This is a genomic window from Candidatus Methylomicrobium oryzae, assembly GCF_016745425.1.
Lineage (GTDB): Bacteria > Pseudomonadota > Gammaproteobacteria > Methylococcales > Methylomonadaceae > Methylomicrobium > Methylomicrobium oryzae.
In genome coordinates this window covers 1-22,216 of sequence record NZ_JAERVK010000012.1, presented here as the reverse complement: position 1 = coordinate 22,216, position 22,216 = coordinate 1, and the positions used below count along the sequence as shown (strand labels likewise).

Sequence of the window (22,216 nt, the reverse complement as noted above, 5' to 3'; positions counted from 1 at the left end):
TTCTCTTTCTATAACAGGAACAGGCTCGCCAGCCCCAAAAAGATAAAGAATCCCATCGCATCGGTAATCGAGGTCAGCATCACGCTGGCGCCGGCGGCCGGGTCCTTGTCGAATTTGTGCCTTAGCAACGGAATCGAGAGGCCGGCCACGACCGCAACCATAAGGTTCAAAAACATCGCCAGCGCCATCACCCCCGCCAGGGGCCAGTCCCGGTACAGGAAAAAGGCGACCGAACCCACGACCAGCCCGATAAAAGTGCCGTTGAGCAGGGCGAGGGTCAGCTCCTTCCGGATCAGCCGGCCGACGTTGATCGAGGTGATCTGCCCCAAAGCCAGCGAGCGAATGATCAGAATGCTGGTCTGGTTGCCGGTATTGCCGCCGGTGGCGGCGATGATCGGCATCAGCGACGCCAGCGCTACCAACTGCAGGATCGCATCTTCGAAAAAGCCGATGATCCGGGTCGAGATAAAGGCGGTGGTGACATTGATCAGCAGCCACGGCCAGCGGTTCTGCACGCTTCGCCAGACGCTGGAAAACAGGTCTTCCTCTTCGGTGACGCCCGCCTGAATCAGCCGTTCTTCGTCGTTCTCTTCGAGGATGTAATCGAGGACGCTGTCGATGCACAGCCGTCCCTGCAGCCGGCCTTCGCGGTCGACGACCGGGGCCGAAATCAAGTCATACCGTTCGAACGCGTGCGAGGCCTCGGCAATTTCCTGATCGACCTCGAACTGTACGAAATCGGTGACCATTACGTTTTCGGCAGTCAGCGCCGGCGCATGGGTCAAAAGCCGCGACAGCGGCAGTACGCCGTGTACGATGTTGTTGTGATCGACGACGAACAGTTTATCGGTATGCTTCGGCAATTTGCCGAGATTGCGGATATAGTCCGAGATCGCATTCAGCGTCAGATCGGCGCGAATCGTGATCGTGCCGAAATCCATGAACGCGCCCACCTGGTCGTCTTCATAGGCCAGCACGTCGTTCACATGCTTGCGTTCCAGATTATTCAGCGAACGCAGGATCTTCAGCATCGCGTTCTTGGGCAGATCGTCGGCCAGGTCGGCGATTTCGTCCGCATCCAGGTTTTCCGCCACGCTGGCCAGTTCCGCCGATTCCATGCTCGAAATCAGGGTGTGCCGGACCGCATCGGAGACTTCCACCAAAACCTGGCCGTGATGGCTGGCCTCGATCGCGTTCCAGGCCAGCATGCGCTGATCCAGCGGCAGCGATTCGAGGATGAACGCGATATCCGCCGGATGCAGCTCCGCCAGTTTTTCCTGCAGGCGGCTTTCCTGTTGTTTGCGCAGGACCGTTTCGAGAAGCTCGTGATGTTCGCCCGGCGTTCTTTCGAGCAGCGATTTTTCCAACTGCTGCTTTTCGAGCAGGTTGATCACTTCCCGGAGTTGGTGTTGTAAAAACTGGGCAGGGCTGAGCTTGTTTACGAAATCCATAACATCACAGAGTCATATGCAGCTTGCGCTGGAGAGGGTAAGCGGACTCGCCGCCGGCTCGGCGGTTGGGCTGGGCGAGAATTGCGCGGTCATTATAAGCGATAAAGATGAGATTGGTACGAAATATGCGTTCCCTTCGGAATCCTGCCGGCCTTCAGGCCGCAGCCTTAATTTTAAGGGAAGAACTGTTGATTTTCGGTTAAATCACTTATAGTTAAGGTTTCATAATAAAAGTCGTTTATTACGAGGAGATTTGCATGCAGCATTTTCGTCTTTCCATGATCGTGACCGTTTTGTCCGTCGCGATCGCGTTTTATTGGGGAGGCCTGACCGGTGCGTTCATCGCGCTGATTCTGGGTGTCCTGGAAGTCAGCCTGTCGTTCGACAACGCGGTGGTGAACGCCTCCGTCCTGAAGCGCATGGACGAACGTTGGCAATTTTATTTCCTGACCTGGGGCATTTTGATTGCGGTATTCGGGATGCGGCTGTTGTTCCCGATTTTGATCGTTTCGGTGGCGACCGGGATCGGCCTGGTCGGCGTGGCCGGCATGGCGCTGCACGAACCGATGACCTATGCGCAGCATCTGGCCGAATCGCATGTCGAAATTGCCGCGTTCGGGGGAATGTTCTTGCTGATGGTGTTTTTCGGGTTCATCTTCGACGACGCGAAGGAGCTGCACTGGCTCGGACGCATCGAAGAAAAACTGGCCGCCTGGGGTAAGCTCGAATCGATCGAACTGATCGTGGCGCTCTGCTTGCTGCTGGTGATCCAGCACTGGCTGCCTGCCGAGCTTCGCCTGCAGGTGATGGTGGCCGGCGTCTCGGGGGTGATCCTGTATGTGATGGTCGATAGTCTGGACGCGCTGTTCGAAGACGAAGAGGAAGGCGCGCAGGTAGCCGGCGCTCTCAAAAAAGCCGGATTGACGAGTTTTCTCTATCTGGAAGTGCTCGACGCTTCGTTTTCGTTCGACGGCGTAATCGGCGCCTTTGCGATCACCCAGGATGTGATCATCATCATGCTCGGACTGGCGATCGGCGCGATGTTCGTACGGAGCCTGACCGTCTACCTGGTGCGCCAGGGCACGCTGGACGAATATGTTTTTCTGGAACACGGCGCGCACTACGCGATCGGCGTGCTGGCCGGCATCATGCTGATGAGCATCACCACCCACATTTCCGAAGTGGTGACCGGTCTGACCGGCGCGATTTTGATCGGATTGTCGGTGTACTCCTCGGTCCAGTACAAAAAAGCGCAGGCATAACCCTTGTAAAGTACGCCGTGCGTACCTTGTTCAGAGTTGAATGAAAAGGTACGCGCAGCGTACCCTACGGACCATGCTTCCGACCGACCTTTTTCTCCAATCTTTGCTGGCGATCAGATCCCAGCCGCTCCGGACCGCCTTGATCATTCTGGCGATGAGCATCGGAGTCGCCTCGGTTTCGGTCTTGGTCGCGTTGGGAGACAGCGCGCGCCGTTATATCGTGCATGAGTTCGAATCGCTGGGCACGCATCTGGTGATCGTGCTGCCGGGCCGCAACGAAACGACCGGCGGCCCGCCGCCGTTATTCGGCGAGACGCCGCGGGATTTGACGCTCGGCGATGCGCGGGCGCTGTCGGCCAGTCCTCATATCGCCGCGATCGCGCCGCTGATGATCGGCGCCGCGCCGGTTTCGAGCCAAGGACTGGAACGCGAAACGAACATCTTCGGCTCGACCCACGCATTGCTCGGGGTCAGGCATCTGAGCATGGCGCAGGGCGGCTTTCTGCCCGAAATCCCGGCCGATCAGGCGCGCTCGGTCTGCGTGATCGGCCAGACGATCCGCAAGGAACTGTTCGCAAACCGGCAGGCGATCGGCCAATGGCTGCGGATCAACGACCGGCGTTTCCGGGTGATCGGCGTTCTGGCTTCCGAGGGCGAGTCGATCGGCGTCGATTTCGACGAAATGGTGATCGTGCCGGTCGCCTCAAGCCAGGCCTTGTTCGATACCGAGGCGCTGTTCAGGATTCTGGCCGAGACCAAATCCGAACAAGCGATGCATCGAGCGGTCGATGACATCCGAAAAATCATCAAGGCGCGCCACGAAGGCGAGGACGACGTGACGATCATTACCCAGGACAGCGTGGTCGGGACGTTCGACAAAATACTGGCGGCGCTGACCCTGACCGTCGCCAGCATCGCCGCAATCAGCCTCGCGGTCGCGGGCGTGCTGGTGATGAACGTGATGCTGGTCAGCGTGACCCAGCGTACCGCCGAAATCGGCCTGCTCAAGGCGCTGGGCGCGACCCGCCGGCAGCTGCACATGCTGTTCCTGGCCGAAGCCGCCCTGTTGTCGCTGGCCGGCGCCGCGGTCGGCGCGCTGCTCGGGCAGCTTGCCCTGGCCGGCCTGCAGCTGGCTTATCCGAAATTTCCGTTGGCGCTGCCGCCGTGGGCGTTCCTGGCGGCGCTCGGCGTTGCGCTGCTGACCGGCCTGACGTTCGGATTTCTGCCGGCCCGCAAGGCCGCCAAGCTGAATCCGATCGCCGCTTTGGCCAAACGTTGACCCTTTGACCATGCGCATTCCGGACTTATTGCTCTTCTCTTACCGCTCCATCGCCAGCCACAAGCTGCGTTCGTCATTGACCGCGCTGGGCCTGGTGATCGGTATTGCCGCGGTGGTGATTCTGACTTCGATCGGACGCGGGATTCATACCTTTGTATTGGCCGAATTCACCCAATTCGGCACCCATCTCCTGTCGGTCAGTCCCGGCAAGAAAAGCACTTTCGGCATCTCCGGGGCGACGATCAGCACCGTGCGCCCCCTGTCGCTCGACGATGCGGCCGCGCTGCGCAAGCTGCCGCCCGTACTGGCGGTCGTGCCGGTCGTGCAGGGCAATGTGCGAGTCGAAGCGGGCAGCAAACAGCGCCGTACCAATGTGCTGGGTGTGGGCAGCGCGGTGCCGGAAGTGTGGCGGCTGAAAGTCGCAACCGGCCGCTTTCTGCCCGACGATGAGGGGAATCCGCGCGCCCTGGCCGTTTTAGGCGACAAACTGGCGCGGGAACTGTTCGGCGCGGCCGGGCCGCTGGGCCAAAGGATACGCATCGGCACGGACCGTTACCGGGTAATCGGGGTGATGCGGAAAAAAGGCCAGATGCTCGGCTTCGACATGGACGACACGCTTTATATTCCGGCTGCGAAAGCGTTGGAACTGTTCGACCGGGAAAGCCTGATGGAAATCGACGTGCTCTATAAAAGTTCGGTTGCGGTCGCTTCCGTGCAGAATGCGGTTAAGAAACTGATGATCGCCCGGCACGGGTTCGAGGATTTTACGCTCATTACCCAGAACCAGATGCTCGAAACGATGGATTCGGTCTTGAGTATCCTGACGCTGGGCGTCGCCGCGCTGGGCGGCATTTCCTTGCTGGTCGGGTCGGTGGGGATCTTGACGATCATGACGATCGCGGTTTCCGAACGGATTTCCGAGATCGGCCTGCTGCGCGCGGTCGGGGCGGAAAGGCGGGTCATTTTCCGGCTGTTTCTGGGCGAGGCGCTCGCCTTGAGCGTCGCGGGCGGCTTGGCCGGGGCGCTGGCCGGCATGCTGGTGATCGAGGCGATCGACTATGCCTTGCCCGCCTTGCCGGTCGAGCTGGCCTGGGGCTATATTCTCTCCGCTTTTGCCGTTTCGGTACTGATCGGGATCGCCGCCGGCGTTGCGCCGGCGGTCAAGGCCTCCCGGCTTGAACCGCTGGAGGCGCTGAGGACCGAATAAGCCCGAAAGGGAATCCGGCGCGATTCCCTATAAATATCAATATATTGATAATTTGCTCCTTCCAGTCGGGACAGTTCGGGTATACTGTGCGGATTTAATTTTGGCATCTAAACACATGAGACCGAGCGGAAGACAACCCGATCAATTGCGAGAAATCAAATTTACCTGCGGCTATACCAAACATGCGGAAGGCTCCGTGCTGGTGGAGTTCGGCGATACCCGCGTGATTTGCACGGCCAGCGTCGACAGCCAGGTGCCGCGCTTTCTCAAAGGCAAAGGCGAAGGTTGGATCACGGCGGAATACGGCATGCTGCCACGCTCCACGCACAGCCGGATGGGGCGCGAAGCCAGCTCCGGTAAACAGGGCGGCCGCACGATGGAGATCCAGCGCCTGATCGGCCGCTCGCTGCGCGCCGCGGTGGATCTGAAGGCGCTCGGCGAGAACACGATCACGATCGACTGCGACGTGTTGCAGGCAGACGGGGGCACTCGCACCGCCTCGATTACCGGCGGCTTCGTCGCTTTGTCGCTGGCGGTCAGGCAAATGCTCAAGAAAAGGCTGATCAAGACCAATCCGCTGCACGGCCAGGTCGCCTCGGTGTCGGTCGGGATCTATAACGGAGTGCCGGTGCTGGATCTGGACTATAACGAGGACAGCAACGCCGAAACCGACATGAATGTGGTGATGAACGACGCGGCGGCGTTCATCGAAGTCCAGGGCACGGCCGAAGGGCATGCGTTCCGGAAGGACGAGCTCGACGCCATGCTTGAACTGGCCAGCTTCGGAATCAGGCAATTGATCGAGAAGCAGCGGGAAGCCCTGGAAAAATGCTGATAAGGTTCAAGGTCTGAGAGAGACCCATGCCGACTGTTTCTTTTCCGGATTGTATTCGCAGCAGCATTGCCAAAACCTGGGGGATGTTGGGTGTAAATCCAATGCCGTTAAGTTAATGGGCCGTAGGGTGGATAAGCGAAGCGCATCCTCCACGCCGATGCCGGATACCCCCAGAGGGCACAAGTGCGCTTCGCTTATCCGGCCACAAAATACCTTAACCTAGGGACATTGGCTGCACCCACCTTTCGTAAAAAGCAACAATTTTCGCCTTTCTCCTGAGTCATGCTCTTCACAAAACACCAAAAAATCGTACTCGCCAGCGGCAATCCGGGAAAAATTCGTGAGATCCAGGCCATGCTGGCCGATCATCCGATCGTGCCGCAATCCGACTTCTCGATCGGCGACGCGGAAGAAACCGGCACCACTTTCGTCGAAAACGCAATCATCAAGGCCCGGCATGCGGCCCTGCACAGCGGGTTGCCCGCGATTGCGGACGATTCGGGGTTGGTCGTCGATGCGCTGGACGGCGCTCCGGGCGTCTATTCCGCGCGCTATGCGGGACCTGGAAGCAACGACCTGGACAATCTGCAAAAACTGCTCAGGGAGCTCGACGGCGTACCGGAAGCGGAGCGCAGCGCGCGCTTCATTTGCGTGCTGGTCTTCATGCAGCATGCGGCCGACCCCATGCCGTTGATCGCGCAGGGCGTCTGGGAAGGCAGGATTCTGACCCGGCCGGCAGGCAGCAACGGATTCGGTTACGATCCGGTCTTCGGGGTGCCGACGCTCGATTGCGCATCCGCCGAATTGGCTCCGGAAGTCAAGAATGCGCTGAGCCACCGGGGACAGGCGCTGCGCAGCCTGACCGCGATGCTGAAGGCGCGCGAGCAGGAATAGCAAAGCCCGTAGCGTTTCGCAAGCTTAGAAGCCCTGCCCGGTTTTAAAGCCTGGCAGGGCTTTTTTATTTCACGATCAGGCTGTTGTTGACCTGCTTGACGCCTCTAACTTTACGCGCCAACTCCACGGCCCGGTCGGCGGCAGCCTGGGAGTCGACGAACCCGCTCAACTGGACGATGCCTTTGAAGGTTTCCACGTCGATCTGCAACACTTTGAGCTTGGAGTCGCCGAGGATCGAGGCCTTGACCTTGGTGGTCAATACCGAATCGTCGATATATTCGCCCGTGCTTTCATAGCGTTTGCTGCTCGCGCACCCGGCCAGCGAGGCGATGATTAGCAAGGCCAATAAAAAACGCAGGAATGAGCTGAATTTTTTCATGATGTTTTCGTGAGGTAAAAAATGGATGGGTAGTGGCGCGGATGCGCGTCAAGAATCCGGTTTACTTGACGATCAAACTGTTGTTGACCTGCTTGACGCCGCTGACGGTCCGCGCCAGATAGATGGCCCGCTCGGCGGCAGCCTCCGAATCGACAAAGCCGCTCAACTGGACGATGCCTTTGAAGGTCTCGACATGGATCTGCAGAAATTTAACCCCGGCATCGCCGAGAATCGAGGTCTTGACCCTGGCGGTCAACAGGACATCGTCGAAATGCTCTCCCGTGCTCTCATGCCATCGGCTGCCCGCGCAACCGGGGAGAGCCAGAACGACCGCTAACCCGAGCAAAACAACGCTGGCCGAATCGAATTTTTTCATGATATTTCCAAACCACATGAAGAGTTAAAAGTAATATCCTGAAGAACCAAGAAAAGTAAGTCTGACACGGTTATATTAACATCATGTTAACGGGGATAGAAATAGCCGGGAAAAATTGCGTTTTGCCTCCCTGGGCGATGTGTCGGGGAGGGGATCTTTCGGCAGACAGAAGCAGGGGTAACGGATCGGTTTTTTGCCGTGCGCCATGCTGGCTTGCTAGCACAAATAATTTCGCCGCTTTCAAAAAAACAGATATTCAAATCGAATAATATCGTTTTTTCAAATTCAATCAGCTATTTAAAATTCGCTCCAACAAGACTTTTTGTATGGAGTACCGGCATGGCCAATCACGTTGAACCCAGTCCGACCAAGAATCAGCACCTTGAAATCATGCACCAGATCAGCCAAATGCTGGAAGGCATCCGTTTCGGCTCTCTCGAAATCATCGTGCACGAAGGCAAGGTCGTGCAGATCGAGCGCAAAGAAAAACTGAGGCCCGACCTTTCCCGTAAATAGTGCAGCCGAAATCCAGCGGAACACCGAGGATAGAGAGCAATTTTTTTTGACAGCAATCGACCGGATGACCGGAGCAGGCTGTTCCCCCGAGAAAAGTATGAGAACGAGAAAATTTCTATTATTAACCGCAGCCGTCAACGGTTTGGTTGGGATCGCCGGTTCGCCGTCCGCTTTTGCGGCCGGCGAGCCTGATGCCGAAATGAAAGCGAAGATCGAAGCCAGAAAAAAAGAAGTCAAAAAGGAAATTGCCGAGGAAGCCGCTCAGCGGGATGGCTATTATAAGGAGCCCGGCACTTACGGTACCAAACGTCTCACGCAGCCGCCGCCTTACACGGTCAATCTGAGCAAAACCGGCATTAAAGCGTTCCGGGACATTACCTGGCTGGATGTCGGTCTGGAAAACAGGACGCGCTACGAGCATCGCGACGACGATATCCGCCGCAGCAATCCGCTGCCGAATGCGGGCCCCGCGGCCAAACGCGCCTACGCCGGCGGCGTCGACGAGCCGGTGCTGTTGAAAACGCGTGCCTATCTGGGGCTTAAGGATATCCTGGATCCGTTCCGTTTTGCGGTCGAAGTTCAGGATTCCCGCCGCTACAACAGCCGCTTTACGGAAGATAACCGGGATGTGAACGAATTCGAGTTCATTCAGGCTTACGGCGAATTGTTTTTCAAGGACGCGCTGGGCAAAGACGACTTAGGCCAGAACCGGCCGCTCAGCATCAAAGCGGGACGCTTCAATTTCGAATTTCTCGATCGCCGCCTGATCGCGAGCAACGAATGGCGCAACACGACCAACACCTTTCAGGGGTTCCAGGTCGCACTGGGTCAGGATAAAAACGACTGGAGCATCGACGGACTGGCGTTGCAGCCTTTGGACCGCCTCAAGTACAACACTGACAAGCCGATCGAGCAGCAATGGTTTTACGGAGCGATCGGGCATTGGCGCAAATGGAGCAAATGGGTCACGCTGGAACCTTATTATTTGGGCTTAAGAAAATCGGCCACCCAAAATCCCGGCGATCTGGACAATCGGGATATTATCGCGCCCGCCCTGCGTGCCTACGGCTTTATTCCGGGCACCGGCTTTAACTGGGACATGGACGCGATGTATCAGTTCGGCCGCAGCAACGACAGAAATACCGGAAAGGCGCTGCAACAGGATGCTTTCGGTTTTACTTTCGAGGCGGGCTATACCTTCGACCATCCCTGGAAGCCCCGGATCAGCGCGCAGTACGGTTACGCGAGCGGCGACAAAAATCCGAACGACAACAAAAACAACCGGTTCGAGCGGTTTTTCGGTTTTGCCAGGCCCTGGAGCGCGGACGATTACGTTGTAATGGAAAACATCAGCGCACCAAAAATCAGACTGGAGTTTCAGCCGCGCAAAGATCTGAGCATCGATACCGGATTCGGCCTGTATTGGCTGGCCAGCGACAAGGACCGCTTCAACAATCTGTTCAGCGTTCCGGATGCGAATGATTTCAACCGCGATAGAACTGGAAAAAGCGGCGATTACCTGGGTAATTCGTTCGATATCCGCTTGCGCTACGACCCGATCAAGCACGTTAAGACTACGGTCGGCTATTCGCACTTTACGACCGGCGATTTCGTCCGGAACCGAATGGTGGCCTCGAACGGAAACATTCCGGGCATGTTTGAAAAAGATACCGACTTTTTCTACCTGGAACTCACCCTGAATGCGTTCAAGTGAAAAGAGGGCGGTTATCTGAAAATCAGATAATAAATTCGGAATATATCGTTTTTTATTCAAAACGGTAAACCCTATGATAGTGCCAGATATTTTTATTCCTTTATTGTGCGAGTGAACCGATGAACACCAGAAACGTATTGAAAACAGGCCTGCTGGCGGCGGCCTTGCTGCTCGGCGGCAACGCGTTCGCGAACCGGAGCCTGCTGAATGTCTCTTACGACCCGACCCGCGAGCTGTACCAGGACTTCAACCAGGAATTCGTCAAATACTGGCGCGAAAAAACCGGCGAAACGGTCGACATCAAGCAGTCGCACGGCGGCGCGGGCAAGCAGGCCCGGGCCGTGATCGACGGTCTCGAGGCCGACGTGCTGACGCTGGCGATCACCTACGACATCGACAACATTGCCCGCAGAACCAGCCTGCTGCCCAAGGACTGGCAGTCGCGCCTGCCCAACAAGAACATCCCTTACACCTCGACGATCGTATTCCTGGTGCGCAAGGGCAACCCGAAAGGCATCAAAAACTGGGACGATCTGGTCAAGGACGGCGTTTCGGTCGTGACCCCGAATCCGAAAACCTCGGGCGGCGCGCGTTACAACTATCTGGCGGCCTGGGCGTTCGCCGAAAAGAAATACGGCGGCAAGGACGCGGCGAAAGACTTCGTGAAGAAGCTGTACAAGAACGTACCGGTACTCGATTCGGGCGCAAGAGGCGCGACCACGACCTTTCTGCAGCGGGAAATCGGCGACGTGCTCCTGACCTGGGAAAACGAGGCGTATCTGGCGATCAAAGAACTCGGCGAAGGTAAGGTCGACATCGTAGTGCCGCCGAGCAGCATTTTGGCCGAAACGCCGGTTACGATCGTCGACGAGATTGTCGATAAGCACAAGACGCGCGATCTGGCGGAAGCCTATCTGCAATTCCTCTATTCGCCGACCGGACAGAAACTGGCAGCCAAACATTTTTACCGGCCGAGCGAGCCGAAATATGCCGATCCGGCCGATGTCGCGCGGTTTCCGAAACTGGATCTGTTCAAGGTGAACGACGTGTTCGGCAGTTGGGACGAGGTGCAGGAAGATCATTTTGACGACAACGCCATATTCGACCAGATTTACGAACAGTAAATAATGCGTTCGGCCTGTACGCAGGATTAAGCTGAACGAGCCGAGCGGTTTTGAAAATATCGATTCCGGCAAGGAAGAACCTCCTCAACGATCGGTGCGGAGCCATCGATCGGGTCATCCCATGGTGAATGCCTCCCATGGTTGGCGTTGGGTAGTCGAGGGACGGACGCATTCAACGCTTTTTTTTGTAGGGTACGCTGCGCGTACCGGCTTTGCTACAGACTTGAATTTTTAAACGGTACGCACGTGGCAATTGCTCCTGCATCCTTGCAATCGAGCGTACCCTATGGGGCCGTAACGGCTTCCAGAGAAGACCGATTTATGCTCACCACCACCAAAGCGTAAAATTCATGAGACAGAGTCACATCATGCCGGGTAAGCGCCCGGCCCTCGGCTTTACCCTGTTCTATCTGGGGCTGATCGTGCTGATTCCGCTCAGCACGTTAATTGCTAAAAGCCTCTTGCTCAGCTGGGATGAATATCTCGCCGTCATCACCAACAAGCGGGTGCTGGCCTCTTTTCGAGTCAGTTTCGCGGCCTCGCTGATCGCTGCGGCCATTGCCAGTTTGTTCGGCTTCATTATCGCCTGGACTTTCGTCCGCTATCCGTTTCCGGGCAAGCGCGTGCTCGATGCGCTGATCGATCTGCCTTTCGCGCTGCCGACCGCGGTGGCCGGCATCGTGTTGGCGACGATCTACCAGCCCGGCGGCTTTCTCGGCAAATTGCTTTCGCAGGCGTTCGGCATCAAGGTCGCTTATACGCCAACCGGGATCGTGATCGCGCTGATCTTCATTGCGCTGCCGTTCGTGGTGCGGACCGTGCAGCCGGTCTTGCAGGAGTTCGATGCGACAATGGAAGAAGCCGCTTCGACGCTCGGCGCGACCCGTCTGCAGGTGTTTTTAAAAGTGATTTTCCCGAACGTGTTTCCGGCCCTCTTGACTGGTTTTGCGCTGTCATTCGCGCGCGGGATCGGCGAGTACGGTTCGGTGATTTTTATCGCCGGCAATCTGCCGTATGTTTCCGAAATCGTGCCGCTGATGATCATCACCAAGCTGGAGCAATACGAATACGCCGGCGCGACCGCGATTGCGCTGACCTTGCTGGTGGTTTCGTTTTTGCTGCTGTTCGTGATCAATCTGCTGCAATACTGGGTGCGAAAGCGCTCGGGTCAACTTTAGGAGGATCATGCAATGAATGCGATTACCTATTCCGGACCGGCCGAACAGGGCGCGCGGAGCCGGATTTCCCTCGGCGACCCGTCGTGGGTCAAATGGGGGCTGATCACCGTGACGGTCGGTTTCATCTTTTTGTTTTTATGCCTGCCGCTCGCGGTCGTGCTCGTCGAGGCGTTTGCGAAAGGCTGGCAGGCCTATGGGGCCGAGCTGGCGCAACCCGACGCGCAAGCGGCAATGCAATTGACGCTGCTCACCGCCCTGGTGACGGTGCCGTTGAACACCGTATTCGGCATTGCGGCCGCCTGGGCGATTACTCGCTTCGAATTTCCGGGCAAAAGCCTGTTGACCACCTTGATCGATCTGCCGTTTTCGGTCTCGCCGGTCATTTCCGGCCTGATCTTCGTGCTGCTGTTCGGCGCGCAGGGCTGGCTCGGCGAATGGCTGCGGGAGCACGATATCAAGATTATCTTCGCCGTGCCCGGAATCATTCTGGCGACGCTGTTCATCACCTTTCCGTTCGTGGCGCGCGAGTTGATCCCCTTGATGCAGGAAATGGGCAGCGAAGAGGAAGAGGCGGCCCTGTCTTTGGGCGCCGGCGGCTGGAAGACCTTTTTCCTGATCACCCTGCCGAATATCAAATGGGGGCTTCTGTACGGCGTCTTACTCTGCAACGCGCGCGCGATGGGGGAGTTCGGCGCGGTGTCGGTCGTTTCCGGCCATATCCGCGGCCTGACCAACACCCTGCCGCTGCACGTCGAGGTCAGCTACAACGAATACAATTTCGTCGGCGCGTTCGCCAGCGCATCGATCCTGGCCGGGCTTGCGATCGTGACGCTGATTTTGAAGAGCATTCTGGAATGGAAGAAGCGATAAATAAAAGAGGTAGGCTGGGTTGAGGAACGAAACCCGGCATTTCGATGCGCGTTGCCGGGTTTCCGCAAAGCTCCAACCCAGCCTACGCATTAACTTTGCACATTGAATCTGTATTATGAGCATCCTACTTTCCAACATCAGTAAAAACTTCGGCGATTTCGCCGCGCTCGACCATATCGATCTGGAGATCCCGGAAGGTGAGCTGGTCGCTTTATTGGGTCCGTCCGGCTGCGGCAAGACCACGCTGCTGCGCATCATCGCCGGACTGGAACAGCCCGATTCGGGGCGCGTGCTGTTGAGCGGGGAAGACAAAACCGAACAGCATGCGAGCCATCGCGGCATCGGTTTCGTGTTTCAGCATTACGCCTTGTTCCGGCACATGACCGTGTTTGACAATATCGCTTTCGGGCTCCGCGTCAAGCCGCGCAAAGAACGTCCCGGCGAAGCGATGATCCGCCGGAAAGTGCACGAGCTGCTGCAATTGGTGCAGCTGGACTGGCTGCACGACCGCTATCCGGATCAGCTTTCCGGCGGCCAACGGCAGCGAATCGCGCTGGCGCGCGCGCTGGCGGTCGAGCCTTCGGTGCTGCTGCTCGACGAACCGTTCGGCGCGCTCGATGCGAGCGTGCGCAAGGACCTCAGACAATGGCTCCGCAATCTGCACCATGAATTGAACGTGACCAGCATTTTCGTCACGCACGACCAGGAAGAAGCGATGGAAGTCGCCAGCCAGGTCGTGGTGCTGAATCATGGACGGATCGAGCAGCAAGGGTCGCCGAGCGAGATCTACGACCATCCGGCCAACGCGTTCGTCTCGAAATTCGTCGGTCAGACCAATGTGTTCCATCTCGACAATGAGGATAAAATCTGGCTGCAGCATGCGGGAATCGTTCTGGATGATCCTGAGGCACTGACTGCGCACGTGCGTCCGCACGACATCGACATCGAAAAAAACGCCGATGCGTCTTCCTCGCCGTTCACCCTGAAGGACTGGCAGCATCTGGGCTCGGCGATTCGGGTCGAACTGGCGAGAGAAGTGCGGGAACAGGGCAAGTTGGCCCCGGTCGTCTATGCGCAAATGCCGAACGAACGGTTTAAGGCTTTGCAGCTCGCGAAAGGCGACCGGGTTGCGCTCAGGATTCGGCATGCACACTGGTTCAATTAATGGGGTATGAGGTGCGTACCTTAATTAAAGAGGCACAATTCCTCTAAAAAGCTTTAAAAGGTACGCATAGCGTACCCTACATGGAGTTAATCCTCTCCCCTGGAAGAGAGAATGAACGTTGACAAAGTCTCGCCTCGCGGCTCTCTGCAAAAATCTATCGCTGAATTGACGTCAAGAAAAGCATGAATCTGAACCAACTCGAACTCCTGCGGGTTTTGCAGGAGACCAACTACAACCTGTCGAAGGCGGCGGAGAAAATGTTCGTCGTGCAGTCGGCAGTCAGCCGCCAGCTACAGCTGCTGGAAGGTGAGCTCGGCGCGCCAGTGTTCGAGCGCCAGGGGAAAAAGCTGATCGGGCTCACCCCGCTCGGCGAAAGGATCATGGAAGAAGTCACGCTGATCAACGTGTCCAAACGCAACATTCAGACGATCGCGGAAGATTTCCTGAACAACCGGGGCGGCGAACTGCACATTGCGACCACCCATACGCAGGCCAAATATTTTCTGCCGGAGCCGATCCGCAAGTTCCGCGAGCGCTATCCGCACATCAAGATCTACATCGTGCAGTCCTCGCCGACCAATCTGATCGATCTGTTGCATCATCATCAGGCCGACATCGCGATCTGCACCGAAAAGCTGAACGAGGAAGACGACAAGCTGATCATCAAGCCCTGCTACGAATGGCACCATGTCGCGGTCGTGCCGAAAGGCCATCCTTTGGCCGAAGGTGAGATCACGCTGGAACGGCTGGCCGATTATCCGATCCTGACCTACAGCAAGGGCTATACCGGCCGTTCGGCTATCGAAAAGGCCTTGAGCGACAGTCATGTCGGGCTGGACATCACGCTCGAAGCGGCCGATTCGGACATCATCAAAACCTATGTGCGGATCGGCCTGGGGGTCGGGATCATCGCGGCGACCGCGTTCGAGCCGCAGGCCGACGAAGACCTGATCGCGCGCGATCTTGGGCATCTGATTCCGCTGTCGGTAACCCGCTTTGCGTATTTGAAACAACTGTACCTGCCGTCGTTCTGCCGGTTTTTTATCGACGAATTATTGGCGGCGGGCCGGCCGCAGACCGTGGCCTGACTTGCCGGCACGCCGGGCCGGCTTGACAGCATTTCGCCGGTTGCAGTATTTTACACCCACACAGTCAGATCCATGCTGACCGGACAACCGGAAGCCAGTGACTCCTCGCCTCGGGAGCACTGGCTTTTTTTTGCCCAAAATTTTGTGATGGGGGTTTTGCCGAGCCGGCTTGCCGTCGGCCCGATATCGTTTTTGACCATTCGAGAACCTTAGGAGAGATCAACATGGACGGAAACCGTCTTGCCATCGACAGCCTCGTGACCGAACTGCGTACGCTGCGCTTGCGTTCGCTCGAAAGCCGGTCGCGCCTGAACAAGCCGCCGAAACTGCCGTCGCGCAAAGTGCTGGTTTCGATCGTCGAAGGACTCAGCGCGGCGATGTTTCCGAACCGTTTGGGGCTTCCCGATCTGACCGACGAAGGCATCGACAGCTATGTCGGCCACACCCTCGACGTGACGCTCAGGGAACTCCAAAAACAAGTCCGCCGGGAGTTGTGCTTCACGGCACCGGAAGGCGCAGATCCCGAGGCGATTCTGCGGCAGGCCGCATCGGTGACTCGGGCTTTCGCGATAATGATTCCGGCCCTGCGACGGCTGATCGACAGCGATATTGAGGCTGCTTACGAGGGCGATCCTGCCGCCGGCAGCATCGATGAAGTACTGGTCTGTTATCCGGGCGTCACCGCGATCATCCATCAGCGCATCGCGCACGTGCTGTACGATCTCGGCGTACGCCTGATCGCGCGGATGATTACCGAAATCGCGCATTCGGCGACCGGGATCGATATTCATCCGGGAGCCCGGATCGGCGAAAGTTTCTTCATCGACCACGGCACCGGCGTGGTGATCGGCGAAACCGCGGTGATCGGCCGCCATGTCCGCCTGTATCAGGCGGTCACGTTGGGCGCGAAACGCTTCGCGAAAGACGCGGATGGCCATCTGGCCAAAGGCTACCCCCGCCATCCGATTGTCGAGGACGACGTAGTGATCTATGCCGGCGCGACGATCCTCGGCCGCGTCACGATCGGCCGGGGCTCGACGATCGGCGGCAACGTCTGGCTGACCGAGAGCGTCGCGCCCGGCAGCATTGTGACCCAATCGCGCGCGCACAGCGAAATTTTATCCAAAAAAGAGGCTCCGGTTTGCCGGGAGTAAAGCGCAAACCGGGCTTTTTGTCCCTGCTATTTTTTTAACCAAGAGGAACCTTCCGATGTCCGATATTCATGAAGCCCATACCGCGTTGGGTGACGTAGCCGCCCGTACGCTTTCCAATGCCACCAAGACCGTCCCGATGATGGGGACCATTACGCCGCGCTGGCTGGTGCACCTGCTCCAATGGGTGCCGGTCGAAGCGGGTATTTACCGGGTCAACAAAGTCAAGAATGAAACCAGCCTCGCGGTGGACTGTTCCAGCCTCGACGAAAAGGTGCTGCCGCAAACCTTCGTCGATTACGAGGAATGGGGCCGCGAATACCGGCTGAACGCGGTCAATACCGTGCTGGACGTCCACACCCGTATCGCCGATTTGTACAGCAGCCCGCATAACCAGATCCGCGAGCAGTTGCGCCTGACCATCGAAACGGTCAAGGAGCGCCAGGAAAGCGAATTGATCAACAATGCCGAATACGGCCTGTTGAACAACGTCGCCGATTCGATGAAGGTCAAGACCCGCAACGGTTCGCCGACGCCGGACGATCTGGACGAACTGATCGCCAAGGTTTGGAAAGAGCCGGCTTTTTTCCTCGCGCATCCGCGCGCGATCGCGGCGTTCGGGCGTGAAGCGACCCGCCGCGGCACCCCGCCGCCGACCATTTCGTTGTTCGGCTCGCAGTTTCTGACCTGGCGCGGACTGCCACTGATTCCGACCGACAAGCTCCGGATCACCAACGGCAAGACCAACATCCTGCTGCTCCGCACCGGCGAAAGCCGCCAGGGCGTGGTCGGCCTGTACCAGCCGAATCTGACCGACGAACTGAGCATGGGCCTGTCGGTGCGCTTCATGGGCATCAACCACAAGGCGATCGCGTCGTATCTGGTGTCCTTGTACTGCTCGCTGGCGGTGTTGACCGACGATGCGCTCGGCCTGCTCGAAAACGTCGAAGTGGACAACTATTATGACTACGCGTATGACTACAAGAAGTGATCTGGAGAGGTTTACCAATGCGCCGCCTTTGCCGGATATCGAGCAACTGAGCCGCTGGGCGAACGAGTTTTTCACTGAGCTGCCGTCCGGTGAAAGTCCTCATTTCGTGCAACCGGCGGTGAGCCATTCGGTCACCGAGGCTATCACCGATATTTCGCCGTCTTCGGGGCATGCGAAGGTGCCTCTGTCGTTCAGCGTTCCGCACGAAAGCGGCTTGCATGAACTGGCGGCGCCGAGTCGAACCGAAGAACCCACGGCGTCGGGTACACCGTATTATTTTCAGCACTATGCGAATGCGGAAGGGCTCGACGCGGTGCCGCAGGCGTCGGCGACGCATGGCTTGTCCGGACTGATCGGCGATGCGTCATCATACGGCGTCAGGCCGGAAAGCTTCGGCTTGCCGGATAACGGCGAGCTGAAAACCTTGGCGATGCCGAAGACCGGGCTTTTCGGAATATCCTCCGGCTCTTCGTTTTATTTTCTCGAAGAGGCTGTGGGCACAGGGCGGGACGCGGCGGTGCAGAGTCTCGGTTCCGCGCATCCGCCGTTCGACGTGCAGGCGGTGCGCCGCGACTTTCCGATCCTGAACGAAAAGGTCAACGGCCGTCCTCTGGTATGGCTCGACAATGCCGCGACGACTCAAAAACCTCAGATCGTGATCGACCGGTTGAGCCAGTTTTATCGGCACGAAAATTCGAACATCCACCGGGCGGCGCACGAACTGGCCGCGCGCTCGACCGATGCTTATGAAAATGCCCGGCAGATTGTCGCGCGCTTCATCAACGCAAATTCGGCCGACGAGGTGGTATTCGTGCGGGGCTCGACCGAAGCGATCAACCTGGTCGCGCAAAGCTGGGGCCGGGCGAACGTCGGGCCGGGCGACGAGATCATCGTCAGCTGGCTCGAACACCATGCGAACATCGTGCCCTGGCAGCAATTGTGCGCGGAGAAAGGCGCCGTCCTGCGGGTGATTCCGGTCGATGAGACGGGACAGATCCTGCTGTCCGAATACCGGAAATTGCTGAACGACAAGACCAAGCTGGTCGCCTTCACACAGGTTTCGAACGCGCTCGGCACGATTACGCCGGCGCAGGAAATCATCGAGCTGGCGCATCGCGTCGGGGCTAAAGTCCTGCTCGACGGCGCACAGTCGATCTCGCACATCAAGGTCGACGTGCAGGCGCTCGATTGCGACTGGTTCGTGTTTTCCGGCCACAAGATCTACGGCCCGACCGGAATCGGCATATTGTACGGCAAACCGGAGGTGCTCGAAGCGATGCCGCCCTGGCAGGGCGGCGGCAACATGATCGAAGACGTGACTTTCGAAAAGACGGTCTATCAGCCTGCGCCCGCGCGTTTCGAGGCCGGCACCGGCAATATCGCCGATGCGGTAGGGCTCGGCGCCGCGCTGGAGTATGTGCAGAAGATCGGCATCGACAACATCGCCCGCTACGAGCACGAGCTGTTGGCCTATGCGACCGAGCTGTTGTCGAGGATTCCCGGCTTGCGGCTGATCGGCACTGCGCGCGAGAAAACCAGCGTCTTGTCGTTCGTGCTAAAAGGGCTCAGCACTGCAGATATCGGCACCGCGCTGAACAAGGAAGGCATCGCGGTGCGCTCCGGCCATCACTGCGCGCAGCCGATCCTGCGCCGTTTCGGGCTCGAAAGCACGGTCCGGCCGTCGCTGGCGTTCTATAACACCTACGCGGAGATCGACTGGTTGGTGACAGTCGTACGCAAGATTCAGTGCGGCAAAATTTCATAAATTGTTAAATACTTCGAACGCCCTACTACTCTTTCCTCTTCCTTTATACTTTTGGGTTGTAAAGGAAGAGAACATGCGTTTTCTTCTGTTAATTTCTGTTGATGCGCGCACTCAGGCGATGTTTTTGATGTGTAGCTAAACTAATCCTTACGGTAAAACGCGGAGAAAACTATAAACAACTTTTTGTGGTAATTTTCGTAATAGATAAGTTAAAGTGTCAGAGTATTTTACGATTTTTTAAACCGTACGTCCGCACATTCCCGTTGCGATTGGTAAAACTACTTAGGAAGGGAAAAACAGTGGATCTATAGCAAGCCGGGTATAAAGCGATACCGAACTCTCTGGCAATACTGGTCATAATCGCCGTCAACCTTTCTCAGATGATCCTCTTCGGTTAATGCGCGTAATACATAAATTAACGTCCACCCCAGCATTGGAGCCAGTATGAGCAATGCTTTCCAGAAGGATGATGTCGATGCGTTTGCGCTTAATGATGGTAGCGAACCGATCCACCAAGCGAGATTTTTGCAGACATAGGCAGGATGTCGAATAAATCGGTAGGGCCCCGATGCAATAATGCCCCGATGAGTCAGATTACTGCCTTTGAAATTTAGCGCGACGGACGCTGAGGTATAGACGGTCATTAACAGCAATATGAGAAGATTGGCGCTGATGTGAATGACCGGATTACTGAATTGGGGAAATTCCGTTATTTTCCAGCTTAAAATTTTTCCCGCTATATTATTAAAGGGCGGATAGCATGCCAATGCTATAGCCCATCCGAGAAAGGTAGGGTCTACGGAGCGGATGATGTTGTTCAGCCTAGGCAATTCGATCAAATAGCCTAAAGTGAAGAAAAATACGTCAAGAAACAGAATAGCTTGAAACAAAAACCAAAAGCCGTGTTTATTGAAAACAAACAAGAATTCACTCGTCAACAAGCCTGGATTATTAAAAATAAAGAGGCCATTGGTAAGCATTTGAATCGTATGATCGAGCAGCCAAGCGACCATCAACGGTGCAAAAAAACTTTTGAGCAGGATGCTCAGAATGCCTAAACGTTCCTCGGGCTTTAAGCCCTCCTCATAGACATTGCGGGGAGAGCGCACCACTCGTTTAAGCGCCCGCAGGCAATAAACCGATTTGGAGAGTGTGGGTTGCTTTTCGCTCAGGTAATAGAGCAACAGTAATAATCCGTAAACTGAGTAAAGCGCTGGTAATAGGTCCCTGATACGGCAATGGAGAGAAAATAACCGCAGCTCGATGTTTGCGTATATCTGGTAATAGGGGGCAATGGAATGAAATCCGTAAATGACGAAGAGTAAAAAAAACGACGCCGATAGATTTTTCAGCCGGAGTTTCCGTTCATTGCTTAAGCAGGAGGGCGACTGCACTATATCCATCGATCAAAAAATATAGATAATTATACGCCGAAATAAAAAACGCCTACTGACCTCCTATTATTGACTGGAGGCCAGTAGGCGCTTGAATAGAACTTCTGGAAAAGCTATTAACAGACTTTCAGCTTGCTGTCGCGGCGGCGTAAGGCAAAAACGCTAGCTACCATGCCAAGGCCTAATAATGAAAGACTCTCAGGTTCAGGAACGGGCGAGCCTGATGTTCCAGGAGTGCAGGGAACAGTGGTGCAACCTCCATTTTGGCTCTGGGCATCATGGGAGAAAGGTGCGAAATCATCTGTATCAACGTCCCCAGTGATGAGGCATTGCCCTCTTGAGTTAGCGCAAATTTTAGTGTTATACAGATCGAAATGTATGCTCGCTAAAGCATCGAGCAAAGAAGTATCTACGCTAAACTTGGCGTAATATGAGCCTGTACCGGCTGGCGGTGCAACTCCTTGCGTTGTTTGAACATCAATTGTGCCCGCTGTGTTGCTTGGGTTAAACTGGAAATCGAATTCCGTAAAAAACGTGTCAAATATACCGTGATCGGGTAAGTCACCAGCATCAGCATCCTGACCGCCGATAGTATCAATGGGCGCGACCCCGTATACCATATCAGCAGTTACACCTACAGTAGTGCCCCCAAATGTAAAAGACCCCAAGTTGGAATCAGCAGGCCCGGTTTTAGGCGCTACCGCAGCCGAGATGCGATAAGTTCCCGCCAATAACGCATCAATATCCGCTTGCGTAGGATTGCCTTGAGGGGTCAGTATTGCATACAAATCGAAACTTTGTGAGCCAGCGACTGTCGTTTCGGTCGTATTGTTGTAGGTTCCGCCTGCGATAGTTAATTGCAACATGGGAATCGCTGAAGCGGTCGTTGAATAAAAGGTTATTCCTACTAAGCTGGCTGACAAATATTTTAAAAATCTATGGCCTTTCATAAATTATTCCTTGAAATTAAGGGCATGAGGTAAATTCTCTATTTGCAACCCAGCCATCTCTCTTATAAATTGTTAAGGAGACCTGTCAAGCTTTCCGGCCCTATTTCACAATAGGTGTGGCTCATTATGATGTTAACACTGTGTCCTTTATTAAGCATAATTTGCGCCAAAAATAAAAAATGTATATAAAACAAAAATATAGAATTAGGCTTGCTGTTTTTTACGGGGTAACATTTTTTTTGTGTAAAAAATCCCAACACAAACACATATAGCAAAGTTGTGATAAAGATGCTGCTTGGGGGCTATTGCTACAGTCCACGCTGACTAAGAGAGAATATCAATGCGTACATTTGACACATTATCAAAAATATCAAAAACTCATTATGATGCATACACCTCGAAAAACCGCCTACATGCCCCCGCCACAGTAGATTCCGCTAAGTTTGTAAAAAATTGGCTATTTTTCATCCGCTCGAGCGTTTTTTCTACTGAAGAGCGATTTATTCGTTTTTCAGGTACATAAGTGTAAAAAAAATTGACATAATCTCTATATTTTTTGTCAAAAATTTCTCTTAATTATACGCGCTTCGTAAATTTTTAAGCTCATTTGATATAAGCGCCACATCT

Annotated in this window: 20 protein-coding genes and 1 riboswitch; of the genes, 15 read left to right on the top strand and 5 right to left on the bottom strand. The window is 55.9% G+C overall.

Annotation, left to right across the window (positions count from 1 at the left end; translation table 11 throughout):
* Window positions 1-8: 8 nt before the first annotated feature.
* Entirely contained in the window at window positions 9-1,451 is a 1,443-nt protein-coding gene (gene mgtE / locus JJL52_RS13935) for a magnesium transporter (RefSeq protein WP_202053100.1), read from the bottom strand.
* Between the two features lie 257 nt (window positions 1,452-1,708).
* On the opposite strand from mgtE, the gene JJL52_RS13930 reads away from it, so the two are divergent.
* The 5 genes from JJL52_RS13930 to rdgB all read left to right on the top strand — a co-directional run bounded on the left by JJL52_RS13930 (window position 1,709) and on the right by rdgB (window position 6,928).
* The gene (locus JJL52_RS13930; RefSeq protein WP_202053099.1) at window positions 1,709-2,713 is read left to right on the top strand and encodes a DUF475 domain-containing protein; all 1,005 of its coding nucleotides are present in this window, start codon (window positions 1,709-1,711) and stop codon (window positions 2,711-2,713) included.
* 73 nt (window positions 2,714-2,786) lie between these two features.
* Window positions 2,787-3,992: an ABC transporter permease gene (locus JJL52_RS13925; RefSeq protein ID WP_202053238.1), complete on the top strand. Its 1,206-nt coding sequence runs from the start codon at window positions 2,787-2,789 to the stop codon at window positions 3,990-3,992.
* Window positions 3,993-4,002: 10 nt separating this feature from the next.
* Window positions 4,003-5,199, top strand: a complete 1,197-nt coding sequence (locus tag JJL52_RS13920; RefSeq protein ID WP_202053098.1) for an ABC transporter permease — start codon at window positions 4,003-4,005, stop codon at window positions 5,197-5,199.
* 115 nt (window positions 5,200-5,314) lie between these two features.
* A complete protein-coding gene (gene rph / locus JJL52_RS13915; RefSeq protein WP_202053097.1) occupies window positions 5,315-6,034 on the top strand; it encodes a ribonuclease PH in 720 nt (239 codons plus the stop codon).
* 282 nt (window positions 6,035-6,316) lie between these two features.
* On the top strand, window positions 6,317-6,928 hold the full coding sequence (gene rdgB / locus JJL52_RS13910; protein WP_202053096.1) for an RdgB/HAM1 family non-canonical purine NTP pyrophosphatase: 612 nt from the start codon (window positions 6,317-6,319) through the stop codon (window positions 6,926-6,928).
* 64 nt (window positions 6,929-6,992) lie between these two features.
* On the opposite strand, the gene JJL52_RS13905 is transcribed toward rdgB, so the two are convergent.
* Window positions 6,993-7,307: a BON domain-containing protein gene (locus tag JJL52_RS13905; protein ID WP_202053095.1), complete on the bottom strand. Its 315-nt coding sequence runs from the start codon at window positions 7,305-7,307 to the stop codon at window positions 6,993-6,995.
* 61 nt (window positions 7,308-7,368) lie between these two features.
* Window positions 7,369-7,683: a BON domain-containing protein gene (locus JJL52_RS13900; RefSeq protein WP_202053094.1), complete on the bottom strand. Its 315-nt coding sequence runs from the start codon at window positions 7,681-7,683 to the stop codon at window positions 7,369-7,371.
* A gap of 339 nt (window positions 7,684-8,022) precedes the next feature.
* Here JJL52_RS13900 and JJL52_RS13895 point away from each other — a divergent pair, with 339 nt between their 5' ends.
* The 10 genes from JJL52_RS13895 (at window position 8,023) to JJL52_RS13850 (ending at window position 19,245) form a co-directional block, all read left to right on the top strand.
* The gene (locus tag JJL52_RS13895; protein ID WP_202053093.1) at window positions 8,023-8,199 is read left to right on the top strand and encodes a YezD family protein; all 177 of its coding nucleotides are present in this window, start codon (window positions 8,023-8,025) and stop codon (window positions 8,197-8,199) included.
* Window positions 8,200-8,296: 97 nt separating this feature from the next.
* On the top strand, window positions 8,297-9,913 hold the full coding sequence (locus JJL52_RS13890; RefSeq protein ID WP_202053092.1) for an alginate export family protein: 1,617 nt from the start codon (window positions 8,297-8,299) through the stop codon (window positions 9,911-9,913).
* 119 nt (window positions 9,914-10,032) lie between these two features.
* Entirely contained in the window at window positions 10,033-11,037 is a 1,005-nt protein-coding gene (locus tag JJL52_RS13885) for a sulfate ABC transporter substrate-binding protein (RefSeq protein ID WP_202053091.1), read from the top strand.
* Window positions 11,038-11,387: 350 nt separating this feature from the next.
* Window positions 11,388-12,215: a sulfate ABC transporter permease subunit CysT gene (cysT, locus tag JJL52_RS13880; protein ID WP_202053090.1), complete on the top strand. Its 828-nt coding sequence runs from the start codon at window positions 11,388-11,390 to the stop codon at window positions 12,213-12,215.
* Between the two features lie 12 nt (window positions 12,216-12,227).
* Window positions 12,228-13,085: a sulfate ABC transporter permease subunit CysW gene (cysW, locus tag JJL52_RS13875; RefSeq protein ID WP_202053089.1), complete on the top strand. Its 858-nt coding sequence runs from the start codon at window positions 12,228-12,230 to the stop codon at window positions 13,083-13,085.
* A gap of 115 nt (window positions 13,086-13,200) precedes the next feature.
* Window positions 13,201-14,250, top strand: a complete 1,050-nt coding sequence (locus tag JJL52_RS13870) for a sulfate/molybdate ABC transporter ATP-binding protein (protein WP_202053088.1) — start codon at window positions 13,201-13,203, stop codon at window positions 14,248-14,250.
* Window positions 14,251-14,432: 182 nt separating this feature from the next.
* Window positions 14,433-15,338 carry a LysR substrate-binding domain-containing protein gene (locus JJL52_RS13865; RefSeq protein WP_202053087.1) on the top strand — a complete coding sequence of 302 codons (906 nt, stop codon included), beginning with the start codon at window positions 14,433-14,435 and terminating at the stop codon, window positions 15,336-15,338.
* Window positions 15,339-15,562: 224 nt separating this feature from the next.
* Complete coding sequence (epsC, locus tag JJL52_RS13860) at window positions 15,563-16,492, top strand: serine O-acetyltransferase EpsC (protein ID WP_202053086.1); 930 nt, start codon at window positions 15,563-15,565, stop codon at window positions 16,490-16,492.
* A 55-nt stretch (window positions 16,493-16,547) separates the two neighbouring features.
* Entirely contained in the window at window positions 16,548-17,480 is a 933-nt protein-coding gene (locus JJL52_RS13855) for a family 2A encapsulin nanocompartment shell protein (protein WP_202053085.1), read from the top strand.
* Entirely contained in the window at window positions 17,464-19,245 is a 1,782-nt protein-coding gene (locus JJL52_RS13850; protein ID WP_236994261.1) for a family 2A encapsulin nanocompartment cargo protein cysteine desulfurase, read from the top strand. The genes JJL52_RS13855 and JJL52_RS13850 overlap by 17 nt, the downstream gene beginning before the upstream one ends.
* Window positions 19,246-19,550: 305 nt before the next feature.
* Here the strand turns inward: JJL52_RS13850 and JJL52_RS13845 are convergent, their stop codons facing one another.
* Window positions 19,551-20,429, bottom strand: a complete 879-nt coding sequence (locus JJL52_RS13845; RefSeq protein WP_202053083.1) for a methyltransferase family protein — start codon at window positions 20,427-20,429, stop codon at window positions 19,551-19,553.
* Window positions 20,430-20,755: 326 nt separating this feature from the next.
* Window positions 20,756-21,589, bottom strand: a complete 834-nt coding sequence (locus JJL52_RS13840) for a choice-of-anchor N protein (RefSeq protein WP_202053237.1) — start codon at window positions 21,587-21,589, stop codon at window positions 20,756-20,758.
* A 40-nt stretch (window positions 21,590-21,629) separates the two neighbouring features.
* Window positions 21,630-21,720, bottom strand: a riboswitch (cyclic di-GMP riboswitch).
* Window positions 21,721-22,216 lie beyond the last annotated feature (496 nt).